General features: G+C 61.9%; 24 protein-coding genes and 2 pseudogenes. 15 read left to right on the forward strand and 11 right to left on the reverse strand.

Annotated features, from left to right (window positions below; all coding sequences use genetic code 11):
• Positions 1-63: 63 nt before the first annotated feature.
• Positions 64-1,095 (reverse strand): IS110 family RNA-guided transposase, encoded by a 1,032-nt coding sequence (locus NKH33_RS24830; RefSeq protein WP_352921930.1) that lies wholly within the window; start codon positions 1,093-1,095, stop codon positions 64-66.
• Positions 1,096-1,547: 452 nt separating this feature from the next.
• Between NKH33_RS24830 and NKH33_RS24835 the strand changes: the two genes are divergently transcribed.
• From NKH33_RS24835 to NKH33_RS24855, 5 genes are read left to right on the forward strand one after another with little or no spacing between them, the layout of a single operon-like run.
• The gene (locus NKH33_RS24835; protein ID WP_124998072.1) at positions 1,548-1,742 is read left to right on the forward strand and encodes a hypothetical protein; all 195 of its coding nucleotides are present in this window, start codon (positions 1,548-1,550) and stop codon (positions 1,740-1,742) included.
• Entirely contained in the window at positions 1,739-3,766 is a 2,028-nt protein-coding gene (locus tag NKH33_RS24840) for a hypothetical protein (RefSeq protein ID WP_352921933.1), read from the forward strand. Before NKH33_RS24835 ends, NKH33_RS24840 begins: the two co-directional genes overlap by 4 nt.
• Positions 3,763-5,259 carry an FtsK/SpoIIIE domain-containing protein gene (locus NKH33_RS24845; RefSeq protein WP_352921935.1) on the forward strand — a complete coding sequence of 499 codons (1,497 nt, stop codon included), beginning with the start codon at positions 3,763-3,765 and terminating at the stop codon, positions 5,257-5,259. The genes NKH33_RS24840 and NKH33_RS24845 overlap by 4 nt, the downstream gene beginning before the upstream one ends.
• On the forward strand, positions 5,256-6,392 hold the full coding sequence (locus NKH33_RS24850; RefSeq protein WP_352921937.1) for an AAA family ATPase: 1,137 nt from the start codon (positions 5,256-5,258) through the stop codon (positions 6,390-6,392). Before NKH33_RS24845 ends, NKH33_RS24850 begins: the two co-directional genes overlap by 4 nt.
• Positions 6,393-6,402: 10 nt before the next feature.
• The gene (locus NKH33_RS24855; protein WP_352752940.1) at positions 6,403-7,269 is read left to right on the forward strand and encodes a hypothetical protein; all 867 of its coding nucleotides are present in this window, start codon (positions 6,403-6,405) and stop codon (positions 7,267-7,269) included.
• Positions 7,270-7,274: 5 nt separating this feature from the next.
• Here NKH33_RS24855 and NKH33_RS24860 read toward each other — a convergent pair whose 3' ends face one another.
• The 9 genes and pseudogenes from NKH33_RS24860 to NKH33_RS24900 form a co-directional block, all read right to left on the reverse strand.
• Positions 7,275-7,697: a hypothetical protein gene (locus NKH33_RS24860; protein WP_352752941.1), complete on the reverse strand. Its 423-nt coding sequence runs from the start codon at positions 7,695-7,697 to the stop codon at positions 7,275-7,277.
• A complete protein-coding gene (locus tag NKH33_RS24865) occupies positions 7,697-9,676 on the reverse strand; it encodes an AAA family ATPase (RefSeq protein ID WP_352921939.1) in 1,980 nt (659 codons plus the stop codon). Before NKH33_RS24865 ends, NKH33_RS24860 begins: the two co-directional genes overlap by 1 nt.
• A gap of 1 nt (position 9,677) precedes the next feature.
• A complete protein-coding gene (locus NKH33_RS24870) occupies positions 9,678-9,863 on the reverse strand; it encodes a hypothetical protein (protein WP_124998086.1) in 186 nt (61 codons plus the stop codon).
• Positions 9,860-11,014, reverse strand: a complete 1,155-nt coding sequence (gene dndC / locus NKH33_RS24875) for a DNA phosphorothioation system sulfurtransferase DndC (RefSeq protein WP_352921941.1) — start codon at positions 11,012-11,014, stop codon at positions 9,860-9,862. The genes NKH33_RS24870 and dndC overlap by 4 nt, the downstream gene beginning before the upstream one ends.
• Positions 11,015-11,018: 4 nt before the next feature.
• The gene (locus NKH33_RS24880) at positions 11,019-12,230 is read right to left on the reverse strand and encodes a cysteine desulfurase family protein (RefSeq protein ID WP_352752946.1); all 1,212 of its coding nucleotides are present in this window, start codon (positions 12,228-12,230) and stop codon (positions 11,019-11,021) included.
• Positions 12,231-12,726: 496 nt separating this feature from the next.
• Positions 12,727-12,834: pseudogene (locus tag NKH33_RS24885) on the reverse strand (ABC transporter permease); the annotation flags it as partial.
• A 265-nt stretch (positions 12,835-13,099) separates the two neighbouring features.
• Entirely contained in the window at positions 13,100-13,720 is a 621-nt protein-coding gene (locus NKH33_RS24890; RefSeq protein ID WP_352921972.1) for a nitrogen fixation protein NifQ, read from the reverse strand.
• A gap of 360 nt (positions 13,721-14,080) precedes the next feature.
• Positions 14,081-14,272 carry a ferredoxin gene (locus NKH33_RS24895; protein ID WP_352921943.1) on the reverse strand — a complete coding sequence of 64 codons (192 nt, stop codon included), beginning with the start codon at positions 14,270-14,272 and terminating at the stop codon, positions 14,081-14,083.
• Between the two features lie 40 nt (positions 14,273-14,312).
• Positions 14,313-15,530: a cytochrome P450 gene (locus tag NKH33_RS24900; RefSeq protein ID WP_352921974.1), complete on the reverse strand. Its 1,218-nt coding sequence runs from the start codon at positions 15,528-15,530 to the stop codon at positions 14,313-14,315.
• Positions 15,531-15,966: 436 nt separating this feature from the next.
• Between NKH33_RS24900 and NKH33_RS24905 the strand changes: the two are divergent.
• Positions 15,967-16,307 (forward strand): annotated as a pseudogene (locus NKH33_RS24905) (hypothetical protein).
• Between the two features lie 91 nt (positions 16,308-16,398).
• On the opposite strand, the gene NKH33_RS24910 reads toward NKH33_RS24905, so the two are convergent.
• Positions 16,399-17,466 (reverse strand): hemin-degrading factor, encoded by a 1,068-nt coding sequence (locus tag NKH33_RS24910; RefSeq protein WP_352921945.1) that lies wholly within the window; start codon positions 17,464-17,466, stop codon positions 16,399-16,401.
• A 725-nt stretch (positions 17,467-18,191) separates the two neighbouring features.
• On the opposite strand from NKH33_RS24910, the gene NKH33_RS24915 reads away from it, so the two are divergent.
• The 9 genes from NKH33_RS24915 (at position 18,192) to NKH33_RS24955 (ending at position 25,553) form a co-directional block, all read left to right on the forward strand.
• On the forward strand, positions 18,192-18,512 hold the full coding sequence (locus NKH33_RS24915) for a HesB/IscA family protein (RefSeq protein WP_023678237.1): 321 nt from the start codon (positions 18,192-18,194) through the stop codon (positions 18,510-18,512).
• Between the two features lie 258 nt (positions 18,513-18,770).
• Complete coding sequence (locus NKH33_RS24920) at positions 18,771-18,923, forward strand: NifU family protein (protein ID WP_352921947.1); 153 nt, start codon at positions 18,771-18,773, stop codon at positions 18,921-18,923.
• Between the two features lie 44 nt (positions 18,924-18,967).
• Complete coding sequence (gene nifS, locus NKH33_RS24925) at positions 18,968-20,185, forward strand: cysteine desulfurase NifS (RefSeq protein WP_352637415.1); 1,218 nt, start codon at positions 18,968-18,970, stop codon at positions 20,183-20,185.
• Complete coding sequence (gene nifV, locus NKH33_RS24930) at positions 20,182-21,390, forward strand: homocitrate synthase (RefSeq protein WP_352921950.1); 1,209 nt, start codon at positions 20,182-20,184, stop codon at positions 21,388-21,390. The genes nifS and nifV overlap by 4 nt, the downstream gene beginning before the upstream one ends.
• The gene (nifW, locus tag NKH33_RS24935; RefSeq protein ID WP_352503026.1) at positions 21,387-21,767 is read left to right on the forward strand and encodes a nitrogenase stabilizing/protective protein NifW; all 381 of its coding nucleotides are present in this window, start codon (positions 21,387-21,389) and stop codon (positions 21,765-21,767) included. Before nifV ends, nifW begins: the two co-directional genes overlap by 4 nt.
• 178 nt (positions 21,768-21,945) lie before the next feature.
• Complete coding sequence (locus NKH33_RS24940) at positions 21,946-22,797, forward strand: electron transfer flavoprotein subunit beta/FixA family protein (RefSeq protein WP_352921952.1); 852 nt, start codon at positions 21,946-21,948, stop codon at positions 22,795-22,797.
• Between the two features lie 18 nt (positions 22,798-22,815).
• A complete protein-coding gene (locus NKH33_RS24945; protein WP_352921954.1) occupies positions 22,816-23,925 on the forward strand; it encodes an electron transfer flavoprotein subunit alpha/FixB family protein in 1,110 nt (369 codons plus the stop codon).
• Between the two features lie 9 nt (positions 23,926-23,934).
• Positions 23,935-25,242: an FAD-binding protein gene (locus NKH33_RS24950; protein ID WP_352548322.1), complete on the forward strand. Its 1,308-nt coding sequence runs from the start codon at positions 23,935-23,937 to the stop codon at positions 25,240-25,242.
• An 11-nt stretch (positions 25,243-25,253) separates the two neighbouring features.
• Positions 25,254-25,553: a ferredoxin family protein gene (locus tag NKH33_RS24955; RefSeq protein ID WP_023678245.1), complete on the forward strand. Its 300-nt coding sequence runs from the start codon at positions 25,254-25,256 to the stop codon at positions 25,551-25,553.
• Positions 25,554-25,587 lie beyond the last annotated feature (34 nt).

Raw genomic sequence — 25,587 nt, forward strand, 5'->3', positions numbered from 1 at the left:
CCTGTAAGAACGCTATTGGTGGAATGGCCCTGAAGAAATCGCCGTGGTCGAGCGTCTGCAGGATCAGGCGGCGGCGGGCGTTCCTCCGTGCGGATCGAACAGCTCGCCCGTCCGGAGCATCGTATGCATGGTCACTGCCAGCTTGCGCGCCAGGGCCACGGCGGCTCGTTTGAAGCCGAGCCGTTCTTTGAACTCCAACGCCCAGGTTCGCAGGGTGCTGGTATCCGTCGACCGGTTCAGGATGACCGCGGCCGCTTCGTATAGCAGTCCGCGCAACTGATTGTCGCCACGGCGCGAGATATGGCCGTCATTATCGACCTCGCCGGACTGGTAGCGTCTCGGGGTCAGGCCCACCCATGCGCCCACGGCGCGCGAGTTCCTGAAGTTCGCCGGATCCTCCACGGCCGCGGCAAAGGCGGTGGCTGTGACGGTGCCGACACCGGGCACCGACATGAGCAGACGGCAGTGCTGGTCTTCACGAGCCATCGCGGCCAGTTGCTTGCTCAGCTCTGCTATCTGGTATCGAATATCACTCCATGCCCGAAGCATTGGCACGACGATGCGCGCCAGCTTTGCTTCGCCCTGCAGAAGATCGTGAACGTTGCGCTCGAACACGCTGCCGGCGCCCTTGGGCACGACAAGGCCGAACGTCTTCATCAATCCGCGGATTTGGTTGGATATCTGCAAACGCATCTTGAGAAGCTGGCGCCGCGCGGTGATCAGTGTGCGGATCAGCATGCTGTCGAAACCTTTGACCCGAACCTCTCGGTAGAAGCCGACCTCGGCCAGATGTGCCAGGCCATCGGCATCGTTCGCATCGGTCTTGTTCGCGGCCATGTCGAGCGCGGCCTTGGCATGCCGCGCGTCGATGCAGATCACCGGCAGCCCCTCTGCCGTCAGCGCATGGTAGAACCACACCGACAGCGGCCCCGTCTCGAATACCACCCGCCGCACATCGGGCGCGCGCTTGCGGATCAGCGCCGCGAGCAGTTGCGGGTCGGACGCGCACTTGCCCCGCCACATCCTTTTGCCGTCCTGCCGGATCGAAATTGCCGTCTCTTTCATGGATACGTCGAGACCGATATACTGCTCCATGGCTGTCCTCCGTTCGATGCCTGGGCCCGGTGTCCATCGTGAGCCCGTTCTTCATCCTATCGGGGGACAGCCAGCCGGCTAGAGCTCCGAACATCGCCGCCACAGCTTTGGTGGCCACCGCTCCCGCGATTACGTCATGTTCGTGCATGAGGCGCATTGCAGCCCGGCGGCTGTGGGGCCGACAGTGGACTGTCGGCTGTTGAACGTGCCGAATGGAATAGCTGCCGTTCCTCAATGGTGCTCCAGCGGCAAGAATACCGCAGGGGTGAATTCCTCGAGCAAGCCTGGCACGCCACAGGCGAACTCGTGGCCGTCAGCCGGTCACCGGACACTGAAACGGCCGACGAGAGCTGCTAACCATCAGAAAAATATTGAAGCCATTGTATGCCCCTTCGGTCTGAAAATTCATACAACATAAGGATTTCGTGGTATTGGGTGCTACGGGGGCTAAGATGTCTAACATATCCGAAGCAGAGGACAAGTTGATCGAGCGGGTGTCCCGCGAGTTCGAGCTACCGCCGGTGACCGTGCAGGCGTTGTTGGATCTCGAAAGCGAATTCCCGAACATGTCCGCCCGCAGCGCCAAGTCGCGCTTGACCCGAAGGGTCGAAGAAGTAATTTCAGCCGGGCTGGGGTCGAAGGATTGAAGTTCGTTTCCTTCGATATCGAGAATATGTTCGCCTATAACGGGACCTGCTCGGTGGACCTGTCCGAGACGCAGGATGGTGAGCGCAACATAGTGCTCATCAAGGGGCGCAACGGCGCCGGAAAAACTAGCCTGCTCAACAGCGCGAAACTCCTCTTCGCGGGCGCGCAGGACGAGTCTCTGCGGCGGGTAGGCTTCTCGCGCACCGCGCTTACAGATAAGCAATATGTTCTGGGCCAGCCCGGACGTTGGTCCGGGGTGTTCAACAAGACCGCGCGGCAGCAGGGGCATAACCGTGCTAGCGTGTCGTTGTGCTGGACCGAAGGCGGCGTGGTGCATCGGGCGCGCCGCACTTTCGTTGGCCAGAAGAGCTTTTCGGCATACTCCGAACTGGTCGAATTCGGCCCGGTAAGTTCGCCGCTTGATGGCAACGCTGCGGAGGACGCGCTGCAGGCAATGCTCCCGCGCGAATTGGTGCCCTTCTTCTTTTTTGACGGCGAACAGGTGCAGTCGCTCGCCGACGCGGAGATCGGACGCGAGGCCGGCGAGATCGAACGTCTTTTGGGGCTGCACTTCGTAGCACACCTGATCGATAAGGTGAACGACGACGCCAACCGCCGAAGCCGGGCGCGTTTGCCTGTCGACGTCATGAAAAGCGTCGTTGAGGCGGAAAACGCCGCCCGAGAGGCTCGCGCCAACGAGGCCGTCCAGGCGCGAGCACGGGTGGCGGCCGAGGAAGAACTGCTTGATCTGGAGGCGAGGCGCGCTCGGCTCGATGGGGAACGGCAACGTTTGCGCAGCGGCACCCTTTCGGAAAGCGAGGCGAAGCGCTTCCACCACCGGTTGGAAGTCCTGGCAACCCAACGTCAGACCCTGGCAGACGAATTAGCGGAACGCCTGCCGCTCGAGATCGTCTTCCGTACCCAGCCACACCTTGTGGATGAGGCCTTCGCCGTTTTGGACCGCCAGACCACGGCCGACGCGAGCCTGGCCGGGAGATTACATGCGGAATTACCGGCCATGACGGTACGCAGCCTCACCACGATCGAGGATCCGGTGACGCTGAATGCCAAGCAGCAGACTGACCTGCAGAACGACATTAGGGAATCGTTGCGAACGCTCGGCGTTGTGTCCGGCGATCAGCATCCGGTGTTGGCGTCGCTAAGCGCCAAGAAGACCAAGGCGCTGCGCGACCGGTTCCTAGTCTGGAGAAGCCGCGGAGCCGCCGACTTCGCCGAGGAACGTGCGCAACTTCGTCGCATGCGCGAACTGGTCACCGAGACGCGTAGATTGCGCAAGGAGCTGGACGAAGCGGAGCTGAGCACCGACGAGGCTCGAGCGCGGTATGAGGAAATCACCGCCGAGATTACTAGGATCGGAGAAGCGATTCGCGACGCGATGCAGCGGTCAGCCAAGGCACTGGTGGACGAAAAGGGCTTTGCCCACGAAGCCGTTGGCCACGACGAACGCGCCGCCCAGGAGATGAAGGAGTACAAAGTCTCCATGGAGCTGGACGAAGGTTATCGGTTCGCTCTCCGGGCTAAGCGCGCCCTCGAACGCTATCTGGAACTGCGGCGCTCACGCATCCGACAGTCCGTGGAGGATCGGGTGAACCAAAAGGTGGCCATCCTGCTCGCGCCCAGTGAATTGGTGAAAAGCGTCCGCCTCGACGGACAATTCATCATGAGCTACTTCGACCAGGACGGCGAGGAGGTCTCGCGCCACAGCATCTCGGCAGGCATGCGCCAACTCATCGCCATGTCGATGCTTTGGGCGCTGAAGGAGGAGGCCGCCCGATCCATCCCGGTGATCGTCGACACGCCCCTGGGCCGTATCGACTCCACCAACCGCAACCTCCTGATGCGTGACTATTTTCCGGAGGCTGGCGCGCCTCTCATCCTATTGCCGACCGACACCGAATTCACCGAGATCGCCGACGATCTGCTCGGTGAGCATATCCGGCGCCGATACCGCATCGACAACGAGGGCGGCGAGACCGCCAAGCTGATGCCGGTAGAGCTATGAAGGACAGCATCTATTTCACCGTCGAGGAGCGCGCGTTTTTCGAGCGCATTATCGACGACGGTCTGATGCAGGACGGCAGGCGCGGCGTCTACTGGTGGATTGTCCGCATCGCCATCGCCCGCTCCCTACAGGAAAGCGACGAACCGGACGAGCGCTACAAGGCCATGCCGAAGTCGCCGAGCGAGTTGCATCTGGAGCAGATAACCGGTCGCGCGAAAGAACCCGATTACGACGATGCTTTCGCGCTGCTATTGTCCCTTCGCCGGGACGAGGACCTGTTCGAGAACCACGACCTGTATGTCGAGGTGCTGCAGCGCCACGCGCGTCGTGGTATGGAATTGCTGCACGAAAGCTGGTTGCCGGGTACAAGTTTCCACGATGTCCTCCTAGACAGCCTCTACTTCCGGCCGTCGGTCGACGACGATCACTCGACCAACAAGGGTGACGTACAGTTCGATATCCTCAAGAAGGGACTACAGCAGATCGGCGTGGACGCGAACCCGATCGGCGAGCCCATTTCAGGACCCCGCCTCTCTCGTCACAGGCTGACCTTGGGCGGCGTCGAGGACTACGACAGACTTCGCCGCGGCCTCGAGGATCTGGCCTTCGCCATCGGTCTGGGTACGGGTACGATCGCTTTCGGCCGCGAACCCGGCGAGCGGCGGGTCGTGCTCGACATTCCCCGGCCGTCCGGCGCATGGCGCGACGTGCCGTGGCCTCCGCTGGTTGAGGCGTTCATGTCCTCCGATGCGGCGTTGGCGGTATGCCCAGGCGTCGACGTTATCGGCGAACCCGTCGTGTTCGACTTCGTCGAGGCGCCGCACATGTTCGTGGCTGGCGCCACCGGCAGCGGCAAGTCAGTCTGCATGAACGCCATCCTTCTGTCGATGCTGGCTTCGGACAACCCGCCCGAGTTGCTCATGATCGACCCGAAAGGCGTAGACTTCGCGGAGTACGACGGGCTCAAACTGTTGCGTGGCGAAAAGGTCGTTACCGAGATGGGGGCTGCCGTGGAAATGCTGCGTGCCGTCGTCGAGGAGATGGACGCGCGACAGGAGCGTCTAAGAGAATTCGGCGCCCGGAACATTGCGGAGGCACGTGCCGCCGGCAGTCCGATGAGACGGCTGGTGGTCGTTGTGGACGAGCTCGCCGATTTTCTGATGTCGCGCACCGGTGCGGAAGAGCCACTGGTCCGCATCGCGCAGAAGGCCAGGGCTGTCGGCATCCACCTCCTGCTGGCGACCCAGCGACCGGAAGCAGCTACTTTCCCCGGTCTGCTTAGGGCCAACATACCCAGTCGCATCGCGTTGACGGTCCAAAAGTCCTCGGACTCTAGGATCATTCTTGACGAGTCCGGCGCCGAAGACTTGATGATGCGTGGCGACATGCTCATTAAGCTGGCCGGGAGACCGCTTCTCCGGGCACACGGCGCGCGTGTGGACGTCGCCGATGTGAAGCGAGCCGTAGCCGCGGCCAATTCGAGGCACACATGAACAGACCGACCAAATTCTCTCTGGTGGGCATTTCTACCGTCGACGTCGGCCCTTTGCGGGGAAAGACGTTCGTCCCGTTCCTGGATCCGACAGGCAACCCCACCAACGTCTTCCTGATCATGGGAAAGAACGGCGCGGGCAAGACCACCATTCTCGACGCCATCTACTGCGCTATGTCCTTGCTGCGGGCGCGCACAAGCGAGGCTTACGGCCACGAGGCGCTCGATAGCGGAAAAGGCGCGATCCAGCTCGACGCGCTGGTCCAGCTTGACGACGGGCGCCGGTCGGTTATGCACCTGATCTCGATGGTGGCGGGGGCGGACAAAGCGCTGAACTTTTGGACGCCCGAGGAGTGCGAGCGCATCGGAGTGTACGAGGACCAGCAACTGCTTTTCTTCGGCAAAAGGCTCGGCTACGGCCCTGTCGAGCGATCCAACTCGTCCTCCCCGCTGGCGCTCGAATTCGCCGAGGCGATAATCCAGAGCCTAGACCAGCATCCGCTGTCGCTTTGGGGCACCTCGATGGCCCTGCCGACGGTGCTGTATTTCCATTCCGACCGAGGCCTGCGTCGGCCGCCGCACGAAAACCGCTCCATCGTGCGTCCCAAATCCCTGGGCTATTCGCCCGCCCATCTGTTCGGTCCAGACGGCACGAACTGGGCCGAGTCCATCGAGAACCTGCTCGTGTGGTTCGCCTGGCTCGGCGACGACCGGGAAAAGATCTGCCGGGAGATCGTGAACGACGTTGTGTTCAAGGGAACGAAGCGTCTCGGCGCCGTTGATCGCAACGAACTGTCGATCCCCGTGGAGACCGCGAGCGGAGACCATCATCGGCTCGACCAGCTCAGCAGCGGCGAACGGCAACTGGTCCAGTTGGCCATCCGTATCGCCGCACACATGACCGGTTCAACGATCGTGCTGATCGACGAGACCGAACAGCATCTGCATACCGTGATGCGCCGTCGCCTCATCAACATCCTCAAGAGTTGGGCGCAAGAGCGCGACGGTCTGAGTTTCGTGCTGACCTCGCACCAGACGGACTCGATGCGGCTTCTGGCTCCGAAGACCGTCGAGGACGGGCTCTTCAAGAGCGGCTGTCTCGTCAAACCCAAGTTCAGGTCGGACGATGACTGACAATGTAGTCATGTTCGACGAGTTCGACGACGAACGGCAGATCGGTGCTACCCATCTAGGCCTGCCACGCATCGTGCTCGAAGGCGTCGACGACTTGCGGCTGTTCGAGCGGTATTGGTTCGCTAGCTACATGGACCGCGTCGATTTCGTCCAGGCCAACGACCTCGTGCAGGGCTCAGGATGCACCGCGGTGGCCGCCGCGGTCAAAAAGAGTCGTGAGGTGGACAAGATACCTGCGTTCGGTTTCGTGGACCGGGACTGGCTTTTCCGACACCGCGACTGGGATAACCTCTTCGCGCTCGATGATGCCGTTTTCGAGGCGGCGACGTGGAACGAGGAGTTCTATACGACCCGCCGTTGGGAGATCGAAGCCTATCTGCTGGAGCCCGACCTAATGGCCGATCTAGTGAAGTCCTTCACACGATCGGGAAAAGGGACCGAGGCGGAATGCAGGGCGGCGCTCGAGCGTGCATTGGTAGAGATTGAGAACCTCCTGCTCGTGCAGCGGCTTTTCGTGGCGTGTCATGTGGCCGGCATCAATCGCGCGTCGAACCACCTAGTGCACAAGCTCGCCGAAGAGCTCGAAGCCGAGTGCGAGAAGGAGCTGGAGGCTTTCACGCACGAGAACGGCCTGGCGGCTGCCGCGGCTGTCCGACCGCTTCTCGACGCCATCGTAGACTCGTCCCCAGGTCCGGACGAGGACAAGTGGCGTTGGCTTCTCAGGTTCGTGGATACGAAGCGACTCATCGGCAGGCTGAGCAGGCGATTCGACACGGTGGGCGACATCCGCTGGTTCCTCGCCACCATGATGGAGAAGTCCGGTCGGCGGCCTCAGGAGTTGGAGAAGCGCATCAACGAAATCCTGGTGGCCGCCTGAATTGATTACAGACGGGCCATGCCGACCAAGCGCCCAACGAACGTGTCGAAGTCCCCGGTGCTGGCTCTCCAGTCTTCCCACAGCAGCGTTATGCCGCGCTGCCAATGCGATGCCGCCAAGGACTGCATTCGCTTGCGGGTCATCGCTTCGCCCGACCTCGCGTCATGCTCCGAGATCAGGGTGATCCACGTTGCCAGCTCTATACCCTGGCCGAACAGCTGCTCGCCCTTGATCGGCTTGCCGTAACCCATGCTGCCCAATTCAAAGGAGGGGAGTTGGGGAATACTTAGCGACCGACCCAGAGCGAGCCTTGCCGGCCCGTATCGATGCGGCAGACCTAGGAAGCCCTGAAATCGGCTGTTCAGTTCGTCGGCATAGCGCGACGTTCTGAAGTCACCGCGCGTGAATTCTACCATTGTCGCCGACATCAGGATGCCGCTCCCGTTACTGGAAGGCGTTCGGTCGAAGGCAGCTTCAGCGATTCGCCGCTCCGTCGTGTCACAAGCGCCAGCTCGCCGGGATGAAGCTCGGCCGGATGAACAAGAAGGACGAGTTGTCGGTCCATTTCCGTGAAATGGCCGATTACCCTACGGCGATGTTCGGCGTCGAGCCTCGCGAACGGACTGTCCATGATGATGGGGAAGTCCGCGGCTAGGCGGGCGAGAGCGGACATCAGCGACAGCGTGAAGATGTGGTTTTCGCCGGCGCTGGCGTCGAGTTCATGCAGATCCCGTCCGGACCGGTCGAGCAGTGTAACACGTCCCTCCTCGTTGACCTTGATCTGTTCGACCACAGTCTTGTGCGCCATCGAGCGATAGGCGTCGGTAATCTCGGCGGACAGCGCATCGAGGTTTTGCGGAACGGCAGCGTCGGCAAGAGCGTCGATCAGATCGGCGGCCCGGTCCGCCGCGGCGCTCCGTTTGAGCGCCACCGCGTTGCCGCTCTCGCCCAGCGAGACCGCCGCCAACTGTTGCTCCTCGCATGAACGCCTGTCCTCCAACTCCCGCAACGCGGCAGCTTCCATCGCGTGACGGGCTTCCGCGCGGGCCAGTTCTTCCTGGATTCCGTTCAACTCCTCCGCCAACGACTTGGACTCGTCGTCCGTACCCTTCTGCTCGCCTAAGGCGCGATCGAGTTGGCCAATTCTCTCGTCGGCCCTAGAAACCGCGCGGGCGAGATCCCGGATGTCGGAGGCACTGACCGACGACAACTTACGGAGATGCTCCGCCACGGAAAGGCGATCTGTCTCGCCCAAATGCGAGAGCAGGGGGCCGCCGGCATCCGCGGTGCGATTTCCCCACATCTCCCGCCACGCCAGGGCGAGAGCACGGGCGACATCGTCCGTCACCGTCGTGTGGCGCGAGACGCGGTCCACGAATTCCGAGGCGCGGTTCAGGTTCCGCTCCTCGTCCCCCTTGACTTGCGCGGCCTTATGCTCAGCCTCGATCCGCTCTAGTGCGGCAGTCCTGAGAGTTTCGCCGGCCAGCGCCTGTGCGAGCTCGCCGCTCAGCAAACGACGCAGTTCGTCGCGGAGAGCGTCTCGTTCCCGGATCACGCTTTCGCGCTGCTCGAAATGCGTCTTGAACGCACGGTAGCTGTCGCCGTGCAGGCGGCCGATACGGCTGACTACGTCATCACGCCGCTCCCGCAACGGCCCGATGACCGCCAGAAGCAGTTCCACCGACGTCGCGCGTTCCTCGATCTCGCGCCCCAGATTGTTAAGCGCGAGCCGGGCTTCGGCCGTGGCAGCCGCGTTGTCGGGAAGGTTGCGGCGCCGCTCCCGCGCATAGGTGCGAAGGTCAGCCGAGGCGCGATGCAGCCGGTCGATCCCGATCGCGGCTTCCAGCGCCGTCTTGACCTGGCCGTCCATATTGATGCTCGCCATGCGCTCGAGGTGTTCACCGTCTAGGATGAAGAAGCCCGCAAGATTGTCCTGAAGGATGTTCTGATCGACGAAGTCCCGGACGAACCGCTCGTCGTCTTCGGGGTCGGGGGAAGCAAGGATTATGCGGTCGGCCCCTTGGAAGATGCGCACTTCCTCGTCGTTCTTGCGCAGGGCGCCGTCAACGAAATGCCAGATCCTCTCGATGACGTACTCGTTGTCGTCCGATTGGAAAGTGATCTCAATCGCGATTTGCGCCCGCCCTTGGCGCGCTCCTGAGTTCAGCGCACGCTCCATGAAGCGTTCATATGACCGGTCTACACGGCTGACGGAATTAGCGCGGGCCAGCAGCGGAATGCCAAGCCGCCCGTAGAGACACAGCACGAAGGCCTCGAGTAGGCTGGTCTTCCCTGATCCGTTGTTACCCTCGATCAGCGCGACTGGTTTTTCGCGACCGTAGGGAATGTCCAACCGGAAGCGACGATAGGACTTCCAGTTGCGTAGCCCGATGGCGTTAAGGCGCATGCTATTCCCGGGCCTTGTCTAAAATAGCATCGAAGCGCTGGAAGAGACCGCGGCGGCGTAGCATACCGGCATGCTCATCGATGGCGTCCAACAGGTCATCCACGATCGTGGGATCAACACCCCGTTCGGTGGACAGTCGCTGCAGCAATTCCCGACCGGCGGGCGTACGGAGCAGCGCCGGCTTCACGAAACCGCCTCAAGAGCGGTAGCCTCGACAGAAGCGACGACGGCGGCGGCGTCCTCGGCCCAGATGCGGTTGATCGCCTCGATCTCGGCGGCGGTGATCAGGGTGCGGCCGGTGGCACGTTCGACCTGATGCAGGCGATCGAGAATTTCCCGACGCGCGGTCGGCGTGAACGGTCCCGGGACCAATGAGCCGTCGGCAAGGAACGTCGTCTGGCCGTTGCGGCGCCGCGCCGATCGGCGAGCCGGATCGTTCCGGATTTCGGCAAGCCAGTCGCGGAAATCCATAAGTGGTTCGAGGTTCTCGTGACCCGCCTCGATGAAGCCGGCCATACTCCGGTCCTTCACGACGACGGTGCAGGTCCAGCAGCCGAATCGCGAGGACGACGTACCGCATGACGGAGCATCATCCTTACTGAGCACCAGCGGGCACTCGCCCCCCTGACCATCCTTGTAGAGTGCCACCAGATCGCGGTGGCTGCCGCCCCATGGTGGGCGACGTTGCAACAGGGTTGTCCAGACCTCGTCGGTGGAGAAATCCACGATCGGACGAAACACCTTACAGCCTTTGAGGTCGTTGTGGTCATTCAGCCTCTCGCCGTTATCATACCGGCTCATGCTAACCGCTCGAGTCGCTGATTCCTGACGGCGCACACCAAGCAAAAGGATGACTTCGCCGTTTTCAGATACTCGACTCCGGATGTAATGGGATGTCGGCTGGATCTTCATGCGGTCCGTACACCAGCGGAAGGTCCTGCTTGGGGCCGGATAGCCCCGTCCGATCAAGTTGACCCAGAAAGTCTGGTCGACCTTGGGCGCCGTCTTCGCCACGACTATGGGCAAGCGCATCGCCGTCACAGCGTCAGAAATGCGGTCCAAGGTCCTGTCAACCAGGTCGGCGACAACCGGGGCTTCGACGAGGGTGTCGTTCGAGACGACGTGCACCGTGCGTTTTCGTTCGCTGGGCGGAAGCTCGAGCAGCATCTCCATCGCCAGCTGCAGGACAAGGGTACTGTCCTTGCCGCCGGAGAAGCCGATGATCCAGGGATATTTGTGGTTTTGACCGTACTCATCCGCCAGATCAGCCTTGGCCGCTTCGAGCTTGTCCTCGAGCGCGTCCTCATCCATCTGGGCAGCTAAAGGCAACAGGCTCATCGACTTAAGCTCCTTTGGTCCGGTTGTAGCCGACTCGGCGCAGTTTAGCCACCGCTTCCGCCATCGTCCCGGCGCCTGTTAACACCTCGTCGAGCGTAGTGAACCGTCCGAAGCCGATGCGGATGGCTTCTTCGGCGCGCTCCAAGCCAAACCCCAGTGCCATCACGACATGGCTGGGATCGAGGCTGTCGGAAGTGCATGCCGAACCCGAAGCTACCGACACTTTCCCGCGCAGGCGCATTAGCAACGCCTCGGCGTCCACACCGTCGAAGCTGAGATTGAGATTTCCCGGCAAGCGTTCGCCCATCGTACCGTTGATCGTGAACCGCACGCCGATCTCGCGCAGACGTTCCATGAATGCGGCCCGCAACTCCCGCAGGAGCCCAGCCTCCTTCGTCATCACTTCCCCGGATATCCTGCAGGCCTCGCCGAAGCCGACACATAGCGCCACCGGCAACGTACCGCTGCGGAAGCCGCGCTCCTGACCGCCCCCCTCGATGATCGGGCTGATGCGTCGACCCGCGTCACGGGACATATAGAGGGCGCCAACGCCCATCGGTCCGTACAGCTTGTGCGACGAGATACTAGCCATGTCGACACCGGTTTCGGCCACGTCGAACGGAACTTTGCCTATCGCCTGCGCCGCGTCGCTGTGGAATAAGGCGCCGGCGCGCTTCGCGATCCGGGAGATTTCCGCGAGGGGTTGCAGGACGCCGATCTCGTTGTTGGCGGCCATGGCGCTGACCACGGCCGTCCCTTCGTCCACAGTCTGCGCAAGTGCATCGAGATCGACAAGGCCTTCGCCGTCCACGCCGATGATCGTCGACCGGGCGCCTCTCCGGCCAGTCGCCAGCACCACATCTAACACGGCATGGTGTTCGGTAGCCAAGGTGACGACGCCGTCCCGCCTGGACGAAGCGAGCGGGCCCTTGATCGCAAGGTTGTCGGCCTCCGTGGCACCCGAGGTGAAGACGATCTCGTCCGGTTCAGCGCCGACCAGGGCGGCGACTTGCGCCCGCGCCGTGTCCACCGCGGCCATCGCCGCGATGCCGTGGTCATGGCGACTGGAGTGCGGATTCCCCAACGCAGTTAGATGCGGCAGCATGGCTTCTAGGACACGAGGGTCCAGCGGCGTCGTCGCTTGGTAGTCGAGATAGATTCCGTGTCTATCGATCGAGCCCATGGCGTCAGTGATGTGTTCAGCCGGTGGTTTCATTCGGCCCCGGATTAACCCCTAGAGTCGCTAAGTGCAACACCCGCACCGGGGCCGGGGTATTGGTCGCCAAGGAACTGTTCGGACGGCAGTCTGCTCCCCCCAATGCCTTGGCACCACCTGTCATATCAAAGTCGGCGGCAACTGTCGCCGGCGATGTCGATCGTCGTCGAGGCGCTGAGGCATAGGGCCCAGCAAAACGGGTGAGCTCGTCACGTCATGGTTGGTTGCGAGCGACGTCCGCTTTCAGGGGGTGGCCATCAACTTTCAATGACCGACATCAGGCGCATAGCTACCAATAAGACACGTAGAGACGCCTTCGTGCTGACGTGAACGACCTGCGAGGTCGCGAGCGTTAGAAATTCGAAGCCTCCTGAATCTATCCTAAATCCGAATCTAGTGACCTAATTTGTCCAACAAGCACACGCAATTCGGGTTGAGGCGTGATCCAGAAAGTTCGAAAAGCTTCCAGGAACCCCAGCGCGCGCCCTGCCGGAACCTGGCCGAGAATGATGGCGGAGCCGGCAGCAACGAAATTGATGGCCACGCCGGAGACAATCTGGCCGCCCCAATGGGTGAGCGAGGCGAAACTGTGCACCAGCGCGAAAAATGACGGCGGTGAACCGCGGCCGCCCAGGCGCCGCAACCGCGAGGCAGGCGAGCAGCAACGGCCCGGAGAACACCAGTTGCTCGGCGGCGATGGTGCGGGTCGCATCCTGCACCGCCATCATGACGGCGCCCGCCGAAGCGAGCATGGCGAGTAATCGGACAGCAGGCACAGCATTCAAATCCTCGAAGGTGTCCGTCGACATTCGACAAGAGACATATGGCGCGGCGCGAGCGCTGGCGCTGTACGACCTACGAAGCGGCGCTCAATCCGAGGCGATGCCATTCTTGATCCGTGTGAGGTGGCTTTCGCCGTCCTCCGGGCCGAAGCAGCTTTCGAAATCATTGCATTCCCCGCAACTGGGCGCGCTGCATAGCGAAGAACCTTCGGCCTCGCAGAGCTTGCGGTAAAAGTATTTCTTCCATTTCATGTTTTGGGTGTTGCCGGCCGCCAGCGTCGGAAAATGCGAGGCGAGCAGGCGGCCGAGGTCGGTTCGATTAAAAAGGCCAAGGTCCTGCCAGAGATGGTCATTGCGCATGGCACGCCGGGCGATGATCTTGGCGAAGCGAGCGCTCGCCGGGTCGCCCGGCCGGGCATGCGCCAGCAGCAGTCCGCGCAGAAGTTCTTCCTCCAGATCCGGCTCGGGCTCGCTCACCTCTTCCAAGGCAAACGCGCTGATAGGAATAGCAGGGAAACAGCGGGCCAGGACATCGCGCAGCTCGGCGCGCGAAAGGCCGGTTGCCTGCGTCGCCGTTGCCTCGCCGGCCTCGATCTCCTCGAGCGCACGTGAAAGCACACAGGCAAGCACATGCTGGTCGAACCTCCTCTCCAGCTCGATCTGCGGCCATCGGCCGGTGCTGAGCCGGGCATAGTGTTGGGCAAATATGGTGCCGTTCTCCTGGTTTGTCCTATCAAGTCATGCAGCGACCCGGCCGGCCGCAACATGGGTCGGGCAGTTCTTCGGGTAGAGGCAGTCGCGGATCGTCTCGCGGTCGAGTAGCTCGGTAATTTTCGTCTGGTCCATCGGCTCTGTCGCAAATTCTGTGATTGGAAGAGGTGTTTCGCGAACCCCCGCCGTGCTGTTTGCGCCTCATGGGGAACACCTCGGCGCCGGAAGTGCCCCCGCGGAGTTGGACGTGGACCGTGCTGGGACAGAGGTCGCGTGCCGTCCTTTCCAGTGCGGCCACATGGTCGACCCCATTCAAGCCCGCCAGACTCTCGGTTGAATGACGTCTGATTCAAAGCGTCAGCGGGTGACTTCCAGCGCACGTTCAGGACAGCATCGCGCGCCTCGCGATGCAGGCAGCTCCTCCCCTTCCGCAACTTCAATGTCACCAGGCAGGACATAACCCTCGTCATCAAGCTTGAAGATGTCCGGCGCTTGCGCCGCGCATCGCGCGTGACCCTGGCATTTGGCATTTTGGACGATGATGCGCATGGCGCTGCCTCCATTCTCTGTGCCCCGGCTTGGGGCGGGCCTAGGACCACTCCAGGATCAAATTTTCGATCCCGAATACATGGCCGCCAGAGGTTATGGGTGCCGTACCCTGCTTGATCCTGAAAGCCGGGATGCGCGCCAGCCACTCCTCCAGGCCAACGACAATCTCCCGCCGGGCAAGGTGTGAGCCAAGGCAACGGTGGGGACCATAGCCAAACGCTGCGTGGCGGTTGTCCTCCCGCTCCAAATCGATCGTGTTGGGGCATTCGAATTCCGCCGGGTCACGATTGGCAATCATCGTGGCGCAGGAAACATAGTCCCCCTTCCGGATCGGCGCGCCTTCGAAGTCGATATCTTTCGTAGCCACGCGGATCAACTGAATGGGCGGATAGGCCCGCAGCAATTCTTCGGTTGCGAGCGGGATGCGGTCCGGTTCGCTCCGCAGCAATTGCTGATCTTTGAGGTTGCGCGCGAGGTACGCCAAGTCAAAGCCTATAGCTGCTGCGACCGTGTCGAGCCCAGCGACGAAGACAAGCACGCCGATGCCGCGGACTTGGGTGTCCGTCAGCCGGCGGCCCTCGACCTGTGCCTGCACGATAAAGGTCATGAAATCGTCAACCGCCTCCTGGCGGCGCATGGCTGCAAGTTCGTCGATGAATGCCACGATCGTCCGGGCAGCCACAGGTCGTTCCTTATCGTCGCCGTGGAGCAGATCTTTCCCCCAGCCGACGAATGTATCGAGTCGGTCATCGGGCAACCCCAGAAAGCGAAGAAAGGTGCTCACCGCGAAAGGAAAGGCAAAATCCTTCATCACGTCGCAGCTTGTGCCCGACGCGGCGATCCTTTCGATCAGCTCGACCGCCCGTTCGCGGACAGCCGGTTCCAAAGCCAACACCCGCTTTGGCGAAAGCAGCGGATTGAGCAGTGAGCGAAAGACGCCATGGGCCGGTGGATCGAGCTCAAGCGGGATCGTCGGCCAGTTTTCACCTAGTATGGAGGAGAAGATGCTGCGATGGCTGGAAAAAGTCTCAGCGTCCTGCAGCACCTTGCGCTGGTCCGCGGCACGGGTGATGACCCAGGTACCCCGGCCATCTTGCGTGTTGTAGCGGGAATAAAAGATCGGAGGCCCGTCATGGGCGCAAGCGACAGCTGCGTGTGGATCCCCGTTGGGCGTCGGTGACATCCCTGGTGACGTAAACAGGCTGAAGTCCCTCACCATTTCGGGCGGGACATGATCTGGAACGGGTTTGGTTGCCATTTTGCTTTCTCTACATTGGCGTTCATGGCCGATTGAGATTGCACCGCTGTTCATAAAGTCGATTTCCAGCATGGGTACGTCTCTTGTCGGGCCCCTTCTACATTCTGTCTCCCGATACAGCCCACCTGCACCAGCGCGGATGAGATCGGTTGCGAAGTCAATCAGAAGGGGCATCTCCGCCGCGCTGCGGTCATGAAGCAAAGCCGCCCCTTATCCCCGTTAGGGTTGAGAGGCTGGTCAATCACCGCTGAGCTCCGTGACGCACTGCTGATGCCCTGCTGATCAAATTGTCGAAGCAAGTCGCGTGCCGGATAGGCGTACCCATGGCGCTGCACCAAGCGATGCCAGCCTGCACTGGGCCCGCCGCCGCTAAGTTGATGATCACCTGTCCATCATTCTTAGGACAACGTCCGACAACCGACATCCACGGTCGGTTTTGTCGAGTCCGCGACATCGGGCTGTTCGGCCTGGCTGCTGCTGCACTGCCTTCCGGTCGACGAGCGAGAAGATCGCTCGCACGGCCCGGATTGAGCAACGACGCGATCCAGCGCAAGGATCGGGTGCGGTCCGACAAGACTCAGCGGCGCTTGCGCGCGATGATCGAAATTATCAACAAGGTCGAGCCGCGCTTCGGTTCGGCGCTGATGGCGTATGCGTTGTATCGCTCGCAGCCGCAGCAAGGCTTTCCGGTTAGACGGCGATGCACTCGTGCGCAGCGGTCCGCCCGGCGACGAGCTTGACTGTATCGATGCGGTCAATTCCGGCGTGCACACCTGACCGTCCGTATGCGCTACGACCTCGCAGCCGCTGTCGCAACGTGGTGCCGAGTCCTATGGCGGCCGGTTCAATCCGAGGGTCTGCCGGCACTCTACACATCCCTGTCGGTCGGACCGGGAATGCGTGGCAGGTTCTCGGTCAGAAACCGCCAGTCGCTGCGCTCGCGTTCGCCTTCCTTGCGCGTGCCGAAGAACTGGATGATCATCTTGCCGTCGCCGCCATAGGCTTCAATGGACGTGACGTGACCGTCCCTCGTCGGCTTGCGCACGGCCCAGACCTCGCGGATGTGATGGGTCCTAAGATGCAGATGGAAGGTCTCGTCGAGCACATTGATCCGCGGCCCGATCTGCTTGACCGACTTGATCGGGCCGGAATGGATCTGGATGCAACCACGATTGCCGACAAAGCACATGATCGGCATCTCGTCTTCGGCAGCCTGTTGGAACAGGGCGCCAACGGCATCATTGTCGAGCAGCCAGGCGTAATCCTCGTCGGCCATACGCATCGCCTGGCAGCGGCTGAGCTTCAGTGTCTTCAACATATGATAGAACTGATGCACGTCGCTCAGCCGGCTCCAGTGCTCGCGTAGGTCGTCGACCGTGGCGGCTTGGTCTGGACTCACTGCGTTATCGCGCGCCCCGTTCGCCTCGACCGATATGATCGGCTCCTGGTCGGAGGATACGAGCTCTGCCGCCAGATTCTGATAGGCGTGCAGGTTCGAGGCGGGCCTGAGATGTACTTTGTGCATCGCCTCGCCGGTGGCATCAAAGAATTGCAGGCTGCGGCGGATCTCGGCTCCCTCGCGCTTCTCGACGGCGAAGCCATACGCCCACGCTTTCGGGAAGATGCGCAGGTCGATCTCGTCGCCGAGCACCATGGCATGCGGGTTGCCGGTGACCACTTTGTCGTAGACGCCGATCTTTTGGTGCACGGCACTTTGGTTGCGGGTGACCGCCATCACCTCGCCGACCGCTTCGAGGCCGGTCAGCAGATCATCGACGCGCGGCTCGATGCGCACCGCGCCGTGACCACAATGCGCCGCGACCAATTCGGCTTCCGAAATGCCCAATCGAGCGGCGAGATCATGCTCCCGGATTTTCGGATTGTCTTCGCACGCCCGCCGGATTTCGTCCGGCGACGGTTTCTCGCGCTGGTCCATGTCTTACCCCTGCTTCCACCTACGTGTGAGGATCAGCTGCCCTGCCGGTGAATCTTCAGCCGATCGGGCGCGCCGTAATGCTCGACCCTGATCTGCTGCTGGCCCGTGAACAAAGTGTCGCTGGACAGCGTGCGCACGTCGTCGCACCCGCGCGAAAACCGGGGGTGCTATCGGAGCGGCGAGACCCGAGTGACACGAGCAGGCACACGCCGATGGAATCTCATCGAGCCGGTCGGCGGCCACTGGGCGGTGGTGAGCGATTGTGGGTGTTGTCGCAATCGGCCAATCAGGCATTCGGATCCCACGGGCGGCGCTGCTTTGCCAAACAAAGCGTATCTGACCCAGTCCTGACATGTTGCTCCCTTGCTTCGCCGCATCGATCGCGAGGGCACCCACGACACGATTGTGGATCGGCAGTCTCTTGCCGCCTCGCCAGTGGAGCTTCAAAAACCGTGCCAATTGCGCCGAAGCAAGCTCAGAAGGAGTCTTCTGTAATGGTCATTGGTTCAATGTGAGTTCAGCCAACAACTCAGGCCCAACATCCCGCGTGGCGGACCCGACAAACCCGACAGTACGTGTCGGTTGGCCGACACCTTCGCAGCAATGGACTCGCAAGAACCACCGCAGGGTCAGAGATGCCGCGCTGTGTTGAAACATTTTTTCGCTTTGGCACGGTGCATGCAACGTGATGCGCAAGCAGGTCCCGGACTGAGGAGAATGGAGCCATGATTACGCTCACCGACAACGCTGTTGCCGCCATCAAGACTGCTCTTTCCCGCGCCAGCGAGCCGGCGGAAGGCTTTCGCATCATGGTCCAGGCTGGCGGCTGCGCCGGCTTCAAATACTTAATGGGCCTGGAGAGCGTGTCGCGCGAGGGCGACGCGATCACCGAGACAGATGGGATCAAGCTGTTCGTGGACGCGGGCTCCCAACCGCATGTCGCCGGCATGACCGTCGACTTCCTCACCGGGCTCGAATCTTCCGGCTTTGTCTTCGATAACCCCAACGCGCGCGAGAAGTGCGGCTGCGGCAAGTCCTTCAGTTGATCGCCCGAAGCGCCTGTGCGGGTCCATGAAGCGATTGCCGCCGACGGACTCATTTGCGGCAGAGGAGGCTTATATGGCCACAGATGTCCCGGTCCTCAAGAACAAGGCAAGGTCGAAGCCGATCTTGGGACCGGCAATCGCTTCAGGTAGGATGCAAAGAACGTCGCCTCCCGAAACAGTTCGGTTCCTGGTGGCACCCGAGCTGCTGGCGGCCAAATCGCGCCGCTGCGCCAAATTCGGTTTATCGATAACGTTGTCGTGTTCGGGCGTCCTTACCTGCGGGCTGACGGCGGCGACTGCGGACTTGTCCATGTCGACGCCGATCCGGTCTACGTCAAACTCTCGGGCGGTCTGCGCCGGCTGCCAGTTCGGGCCCATCATCATCAACGGCATACGCCAGAGGCTCAATGAGGCGGTCGCGCGCTCGCGTCATTCCGGTCAACTGAGGATCGCACATGAAACCTGTCTACCTCGACAACAACGCAACCACACGAGTCGATCCTGAGGTCGTGCAAGCGATGTTGCCGTTCTTTAGGGATCAATTCGGCAACCCTTCGTCGGCGCATGCTCTCGGCGCCTCAGTCAGTGCGGCGGTGAGAAAGGCGCGGAGGCAGTTGCAAGCTCTGATCGGCGCGGAGTTCGACGATGAGATCACCTTCACCTCGGGTGGGACAGAAAGCGACAATGCAGCGCTTCTTTCGGCGCTCGAGGCGGCGCCCAACCGAACCGAGATCGTGACGTCCGCGGTCGAGCATCCCGCCGTGCTGACGCTCTGCGCGCATCTTGAGAAGACCCGCCGCGTCAAGGTGCACAGGATCCCGGTGGATTGCCGTGGCCGGCTCGACCTCGACGCCTATATGGCCGCCCTCACCCCACAGGTGGCAATCGTCTCGATAATGTGGGCGAACAATGAGACTGGTGTGATCTTCCCCGTGGCCAGGCTTGCCGAGTTGGCCAAGGAAGTGGGCGCCCTTTTCCATACCGATGCTGTGCAGGCGGTCGGCAAGCTTCCGATGGACCTGAAGTCGACCGCAATCGACATGCTGTCGCTCTCCGGCCACAAGCTGCACGGGCCGAAAGGGATCGGCGCGCTTTTCGTAAAACGTGGCGTCAATTTCCACTCGCTGATCAAGGGGGGCCACCAAGAACACAACCGGCGTGCTGGCACCGAGAATACGCCCGGCATAGTCGGGCTCGGCATGGCGGCCGAACTCGCCTTGAAATTCATGCACGACGAGACCACACGGGTAAAGTCGCTCCGCGACCGTTTAGAGGACGGGATTCTCCAGCGCATCCCAAGCACCTGTGTCACTGGAGATCCCCTGGAACGGTTGCCCAACACCGCAAACATCTCCTTCGAACATGTCGAAAGTGATGGAATTCCACTCCTCCTCAGCCGCGTGGGCATCGCGTGTTCCTCCGGCTCTGCCTGCACCTCCGGCTCTCTGGAACCGAGCCATGTCCTGAGCGCGATGAAAACGCCACACGCGGCAGTCCGCTTCTCCTTGGCGCGGGACAACGGCGAAGCGGACGTCGACCGGGTGCTCGAGGTCATGCCGGCAATCGTGGAGAAGCTGCGTGGCTTTCCCAGTTCTGGGCCGGGTAAGCGAAGCTCCGAAGACGTTCAATCCGGTCTATGCCTGAGCGGCAGCAGAACCGGCTACCGTTCATGACCCGTCATGTCTTTCTCAACGATACGACTTTGCGCGATGGCGAGCAGGCGCCCGGCGTCGCCTTTACCACGACGGAAAAGCAGGAGATCGCCGAGTCTCTTGCGGCGGCCGGCGTCACAGAGATCGAGATCGGCACGCCGGTCATGGGCGCCGACGAGATCGAAACAATTCGCGCCGTGGTCGCGCGGCGTCTCCCGGTTCGGCGCATGGCCTGGTGCCGGATGACGTCGCTGGATCTCGATGCAGCGATCGAGAGCGGCGTCCACGCCGTCAATCTATCGCTGCCTGCGTCGGACATCCAACTTGCCGCCAAGCTCGGCCTCGATAAGGCGGGAGCGCTCCAGGTCATCGATCATATGGTCAGGCGCGCCGCCGCCGCCGGCTTCTTCCTCGCGGTGGGCTGCGAGGATGCCTCGCGGGCCAATCGGGATCATCTCGCCCGCGTCATCGAGACGGCTGCACGCGCCGGCGCAAGCCGCGTCAGGCTAGCCGACACAGTGGGCGTTCTCGATGCGTTTTCGACCTTCGAACTTGTCGCCCAGCTCGTGGCGCAGTCTCCAATCGACCTTGAATTTCATGCGCACAACGATCTCGGACTAGCTGCCGCCAACACGCTGGCCGCGATCCGCGCGGGCGCGCGCCATGCGTCCGTCACCGTCCTGGGGCTCGGCGAGCGTGCGGGCAATGCCGCGCTGGAAGAGGTGGCCGCCGCGATGGCGGTCTTCGACGGCGCGGATACCGGCATCGAGCTGACCGCATTGCCCGACCTCGCCGCCCAGGTGGCTTGGGCCGCCCGCCGGCAGACCGCGGCCATTAAGCCGGTCGTCGGCGCCGATGTTTTCACCCACGAATCCGGCATTCACGTCGCAGGGCTGCTGAAGGACTCGCGTACTTATCAAGGGCTCGATCCGGCTCTCGTGGGCCGCTGCCGGCGTATCGTCATCGGCAAGCATTCCGGCGCCACTGCGATTGCCCATGTGCTGAGCGAAAGCGGTCGCGATCTCGACCCGGATCTGGCAGCCGCGATGGTGGCCCGCGTCCGGCGCGAGGCGGCCGAGACCAAATCGACCGTCACTGCAACTCAACTGGTCGAGCTCTACGATGGACTGTGCAGCGAGGCATCCCTCGCGGAGCTGTGCGGGTCCAGGTCAGCCGTGCGCGAGCGCACCGACACCACAGTTTTCCGACCAGGGAGAATGCAATGAATTGTTCCGCTGACAGCCGCCCCATCGATGTCACCGACATCCTCGCACGACTGAAGCGCCTGTCGGCTGCGGAGGAGTTCTTCGCAGTCCTTGGCGTCTCCTATGATCCGAAGGTGCTGAATGTCTCGCGGCTCCATATCATGAAGCGCGTGGGCCAATACCTTGCCGAAGAAGATTTCTCCGGTCTGCCCGACCAGGTGATTGCCGCGCGGGTGCGCGCGACGCTCGAACGCGCTTACGAGGACTTCGCGGTTTCCTCGCCGCTCACGCATCGGGTCTTCAAGGTGCTCAAAGACCACGATCCGAACAAACCTGCCACGCCGGGCCGCACCTTTGTCCCGTTCGACTCCGTACTGAAGCGGTTCGGACAGGAATGACCGCGACACGGGTTGCGACGCGACAATGTCGAGAAGCCGACAAATCCGGTCATCACCACGGCGCCCTCAGAAGCAACCAATCGCAGAGGGGGCACGCAAAACAGTTGGCACGAATGATGCAAACCAAGGAGATGAACCGCCAAGCCCGCATCCGGACAGGAGCCTGGAGAAACCGCCAATGCACATCGTAATCTGCATCAAGCAGGTGCCGGACTCGGCACAGATAAGGGTCCATCCGGTGACGAACACGATCATGCGCCAGGGTGTTCCGACTATCATCAACCCTTACGACCTGTTCGCCCTCGAAGAAGCCCTCAGACTGCGCGACTCCTATGGTGGCGAAGTCACCGTGCTCACTATGGGTCCGCCCATGGCAGAGGACGCGCTGCGCAAGGCGCTCGGTTACGGCGCCGACCGAGCGGTGCTCTTGACCGACCGCTATTTTGCCGGCTCCGACACGCTCGCGACCTCGTTCGCCCTTTCCCAGGCAATCGCGAAGGTTGGCGAGACGTTCGGCACGCCAGACCTCGTCTTCACCGGCAAGCAGACGATCGATGGCGACACCGCCCAGGTCGGGCCCGGCATCGCCAAGCGCCTCGGACTCCTGCAACTGACCTATGTCGCGAAGATCGCCTCTATTGACCTTGCTGCACGCGAGATCAGGGTCGAGCGCCGCTCCGAAGGCGGCACACAGATGCTGAAGAGCAGGCTCCCTTGCCTCATCACCATGCTGGAAGGCACAAACGAGATCCGCCGGGGCTCGATCCAGGACGCCCTGTGCGCCGCGCGCAGCCAGGTTTTGAAATGGAGTGCGGCCGACGCCGGCATTGAGGATCTCACCAAATGCGGCCTGCGCGGTTCACCGACGGTCGTCAAGCGTGTTTTCGCGCCTCCTGCGCGGGCGGAAAAGGCGGCAAAAATCGAAACCGCCGAGATGGCCTTGCGCGATGTCGCTGACGAACTCATCACGGCAATCTTCACCCGCCAGCCGGCATTGGAACATGAGCTCGCCTTCAACGGCGGCGCGTGAGAGGGCAAGGATCAGACGATGTCGAACGCGAACCGAGAAACCCCTCGCCCTGCCGCCGGCCGTGCCGGAATAAAGAAGGAGCTGCCCGCGCATTTCAAGGACTACCGGCACGTTTGGGTTTTCATCGAGCTCGAACGCGGTCAGGTCCATCCCGTATCATTCGAACTGCTCGGCGAAGGCCGCAAGTTAGGAGACAAGCTTCAGGTCCAGCTTGCGGGCGTCGTGCTTGGACCGCCGGGAGAGGCCATCGGGAACGCCGTTGCCGAAGCCTTCGCTTATGGTGCCGACCTGGTCTACATCGTCGAGGAGCCGCTGCTCGCCGACTACAGGAACGAGCCTTTCACCAAGGCGATGACGGATCTGGTCGATACCCACAAACCCGAGATCCTTCTTCTCGGTGCCACCACACTCGGCAGGGATCTTGCCGGCTCCGTGGCGACGACCTTGCAGACAGGGCTCACGGCCGACTGCACCGAACTCGATGTGGATACCGACGGTTCGCTCGCCGCCACCCGTCCGACTTTCGGCGGTTCCTTGTTGTGCACGATCTATACGCTCAATTTCCGCCCCCAGATGGCGACAGTGCGACCGAGGGTCATGCCCATGCCGCAGCGGGCGGATAAACCGGTTGGGCGTGTCATCCGGCACAAGCTCTCGGTAGCCGAGGACGAGATCGTTACCAAAATCCTCGGCTTCCTGCCGGATAGTCAGTCGGCAAAGGCAAATCTTGCCTATGCCGACGTCGTGGTTGCGGGAGGCCTCGGTCTAGGCGCGGCGGAGAACCTGCAGCTTGTGAAGAATCTCGCGCGGGCAATCGGCGCCGAGCATGGCTGTTCGCGCCCGTTGGTCCAGAAGAGCTGGATGCCAGCTGATCGGCAGATCGGCCAAACTGGCAAGACCATCCGGCCGAAGCTTTACATAGCGGCCGGGATTTCCGGCGCCGTCCAGCATCGGGTTGGCGTCGAGGGGGCGGATCTCATCGTGGCCATCAACACCGACCCGAACGCGCCGATTTTCGATTTCGCTCACCTCGGGATCGTCACCGACGCGATCCGCTTCCTGCCCGCACTGACGGAAGCCTTCACCCGGCGGCTGTCGCCCCACAGTCGCGATAAGCTTGCGAGCTAAGGGATGGACATGATTGAGGAACAATTCGACGCCATTGTTATTGGGGCCGGCATGTCCGGAAACGCAGCTGCTTACACCATGGCCAGCCACGGCCTGAAGGTGCTGCAGTTGGAGCGGGGTGAATATCCGGGCTCCAAGAATGTCCAGGGTGCCATCATGTACGCGAACATGCTGGAGAAGATCATCCCGGATTTCCGGGACGATGCGCCTCTCGAGCGGCATTTGGTTGAACAGCGGCTTTGGGTGATGGACGACACATCCCATACCGGGATTCACTATCGGTCGGACGACTTCAATGAGGCGAAGCCCAACCGCTACACGATCATCCGTGCCCAGTTCGATAAATGGTTTTCGCGTAAGGTGCGCGAGGCCGGCGCGACGGTTCTGTGCGAGACGACCGTGACGGAACTCATCCGTGACGCCAAGCACAGGGTGATCGGCGTCCGCACAGACCGGGCCGGCGGAGCCATCTACGCGGACGTGGTCGTCCTCGCAGAAGGTGTATGCGGACTGCTTGGCACGCGGGCCGGCCTGCGCGAGATGCCGAAGCCGCAAACCGTGGCGCTCGCCGTCAAGGAAATGCATTTCCTGCCCGAAGAGGTCATTGAGCAGCGGTTCGGCCTCAAAGGCGATGAAGGCTGCGTGATCGAGGCGGTGGGCACGACCTCCCGCAGCATGGCCGGGCTCGGCTTCCTCTACACCAACAAGGAGTCGATCTCACTGGGCATTGGCTGCCTCGTCTCCGATTTCGCCGCGATGGTCGAGAGCCCTTACGTCCTCCTCGACGCCTTAAAAACCCATCCTTCGATCCGGCCGCTGATCGCCGGCTCGGAAGTGAAAGAATATTCCGCGCATCTCATTCCCGAAGGCGGCTACAAGGCTATTCCGCAGCTCTTTGGCGACGGTTGGGTCGTGGTCGGCGATGCCGCGCAACTGAACAACGCCATTCACCGCGAGGGTTCGAACCTCGCCATGACCTCCGGCCGCATCGCGGCTGAGGCAATCATCGAGGTCAAGAGCCGCAACGATCCTATGACCAAACGGAATCTCGCCCTTTACAAAGCCATGCTGGACAAGTCCTTCGTGGTCAAGGACCTAAGGAAATACAAAGACATGCCGGCCTTGCTCCACACCAATTCCTGCAATTACTTCACGGCTTATCCGCGGTTGATGTCGCAAGCCGCGCAGAACTTCATGCGTGTCGACGGCACGCCGAAGATCGAGAAGGAAAAGGCGACCACGGCGGCCTTCATCAAGGCGCGCTCGCGCTGGGGGTTGGTCAGCGACGCGGTCCGCCTTGCATTGGCGTGGCGCTGAGGGGAGACGAAATGACGATCGCAGTGACGAAGTCACGTGTCGAGGACAAGCTTTACCAGAACCGCTACTTGGTGGATTCCGGCCGTCCGCATATCAAAGTGCGACCGCACGAGAGGCCAAGCGCGAACTTGCTCGCGCTGACCCACGTCTGCCCCGCGAAATGTTATGAGTTGAACGACAAAGGTCAGGTGGAGATCACTGCCGACGGCTGCATGGAGTGCGGCACCTGCCGGATTTTGTGCGAGACCAGTGGCGAGATCGAGTGGAACTATCCACGCGGCGGCTTCGGAGTCCTCTTCAAATTCGGATGAGGACGCACGCACCGTATCAAGCGGGTCAATCTTG

The sequence above is a fragment of the Mesorhizobium sp. M1182 genome, assembly GCF_040318335.1.
Classification (GTDB): Bacteria; Pseudomonadota; Alphaproteobacteria; order Rhizobiales; family Rhizobiaceae; genus Mesorhizobium.

What these genes read in the sequence shown, in the direction of transcription:
- NKH33_RS24830 (WP_352921930.1), bottom strand. Translation starts at nt 1,095, where the DNA reads ATGGAGCAGTATATCGGTCTCGACGTATCCATGAAAGAGACGGCAATT.
- NKH33_RS24835 (WP_124998072.1), top strand. Translation starts at nt 1,548, where the DNA reads ATGTCTAACATATCCGAAGCAGAGGACAAGTTGATCGAGCGGGTGTCC.
- NKH33_RS24845 (WP_352921935.1), top strand. Translation starts at nt 3,763, where the DNA reads ATGAAGGACAGCATCTATTTCACCGTCGAGGAGCGCGCGTTTTTCGAG.
- NKH33_RS24850 (WP_352921937.1), top strand. Translation starts at nt 5,256, where the DNA reads ATGAACAGACCGACCAAATTCTCTCTGGTGGGCATTTCTACCGTCGAC.
- NKH33_RS24855 (WP_352752940.1), top strand. Translation starts at nt 6,403, where the DNA reads ATGTTCGACGAGTTCGACGACGAACGGCAGATCGGTGCTACCCATCTA.
- NKH33_RS24860 (WP_352752941.1), bottom strand. Translation starts at nt 7,697, where the DNA reads ATGTCGGCGACAATGGTAGAATTCACGCGCGGTGACTTCAGAACGTCG.
- NKH33_RS24865 (WP_352921939.1), bottom strand. Translation starts at nt 9,676, where the DNA reads ATGCGCCTTAACGCCATCGGGCTACGCAACTGGAAGTCCTATCGTCGC.
- dndC (WP_352921941.1), bottom strand. Translation starts at nt 11,014, where the DNA reads ATGAGCCTGTTGCCTTTAGCTGCCCAGATGGATGAGGACGCGCTCGAG.
- NKH33_RS24880 (WP_352752946.1), bottom strand. Translation starts at nt 12,230, where the DNA reads ATGAAACCACCGGCTGAACACATCACTGACGCCATGGGCTCGATCGAT.
- NKH33_RS24895 (WP_352921943.1), bottom strand. Translation starts at nt 14,272, where the DNA reads ATGCGCATCATCGTCCAAAATGCCAAATGCCAGGGTCACGCGCGATGC.
- NKH33_RS24900 (WP_352921974.1), bottom strand. Translation starts at nt 15,530, where the DNA reads ATGGCAACCAAACCCGTTCCAGATCATGTCCCGCCCGAAATGGTGAGG.
- NKH33_RS24910 (WP_352921945.1), bottom strand. Translation starts at nt 17,466, where the DNA reads ATGGACCAGCGCGAGAAACCGTCGCCGGACGAAATCCGGCGGGCGTGC.
- NKH33_RS24915 (WP_023678237.1), top strand. Translation starts at nt 18,192, where the DNA reads ATGATTACGCTCACCGACAACGCTGTTGCCGCCATCAAGACTGCTCTT.
- nifS (WP_352637415.1), top strand. Translation starts at nt 18,968, where the DNA reads ATGAAACCTGTCTACCTCGACAACAACGCAACCACACGAGTCGATCCT.
- nifV (WP_352921950.1), top strand. Translation starts at nt 20,182, where the DNA reads ATGACCCGTCATGTCTTTCTCAACGATACGACTTTGCGCGATGGCGAG.
- nifW (WP_352503026.1), top strand. Translation starts at nt 21,387, where the DNA reads ATGAATTGTTCCGCTGACAGCCGCCCCATCGATGTCACCGACATCCTC.
- NKH33_RS24940 (WP_352921952.1), top strand. Translation starts at nt 21,946, where the DNA reads ATGCACATCGTAATCTGCATCAAGCAGGTGCCGGACTCGGCACAGATA.
- NKH33_RS24945 (WP_352921954.1), top strand. Translation starts at nt 22,816, where the DNA reads ATGTCGAACGCGAACCGAGAAACCCCTCGCCCTGCCGCCGGCCGTGCC.
- NKH33_RS24950 (WP_352548322.1), top strand. Translation starts at nt 23,935, where the DNA reads ATGATTGAGGAACAATTCGACGCCATTGTTATTGGGGCCGGCATGTCC.
- NKH33_RS24955 (WP_023678245.1), top strand. Translation starts at nt 25,254, where the DNA reads ATGACGATCGCAGTGACGAAGTCACGTGTCGAGGACAAGCTTTACCAG.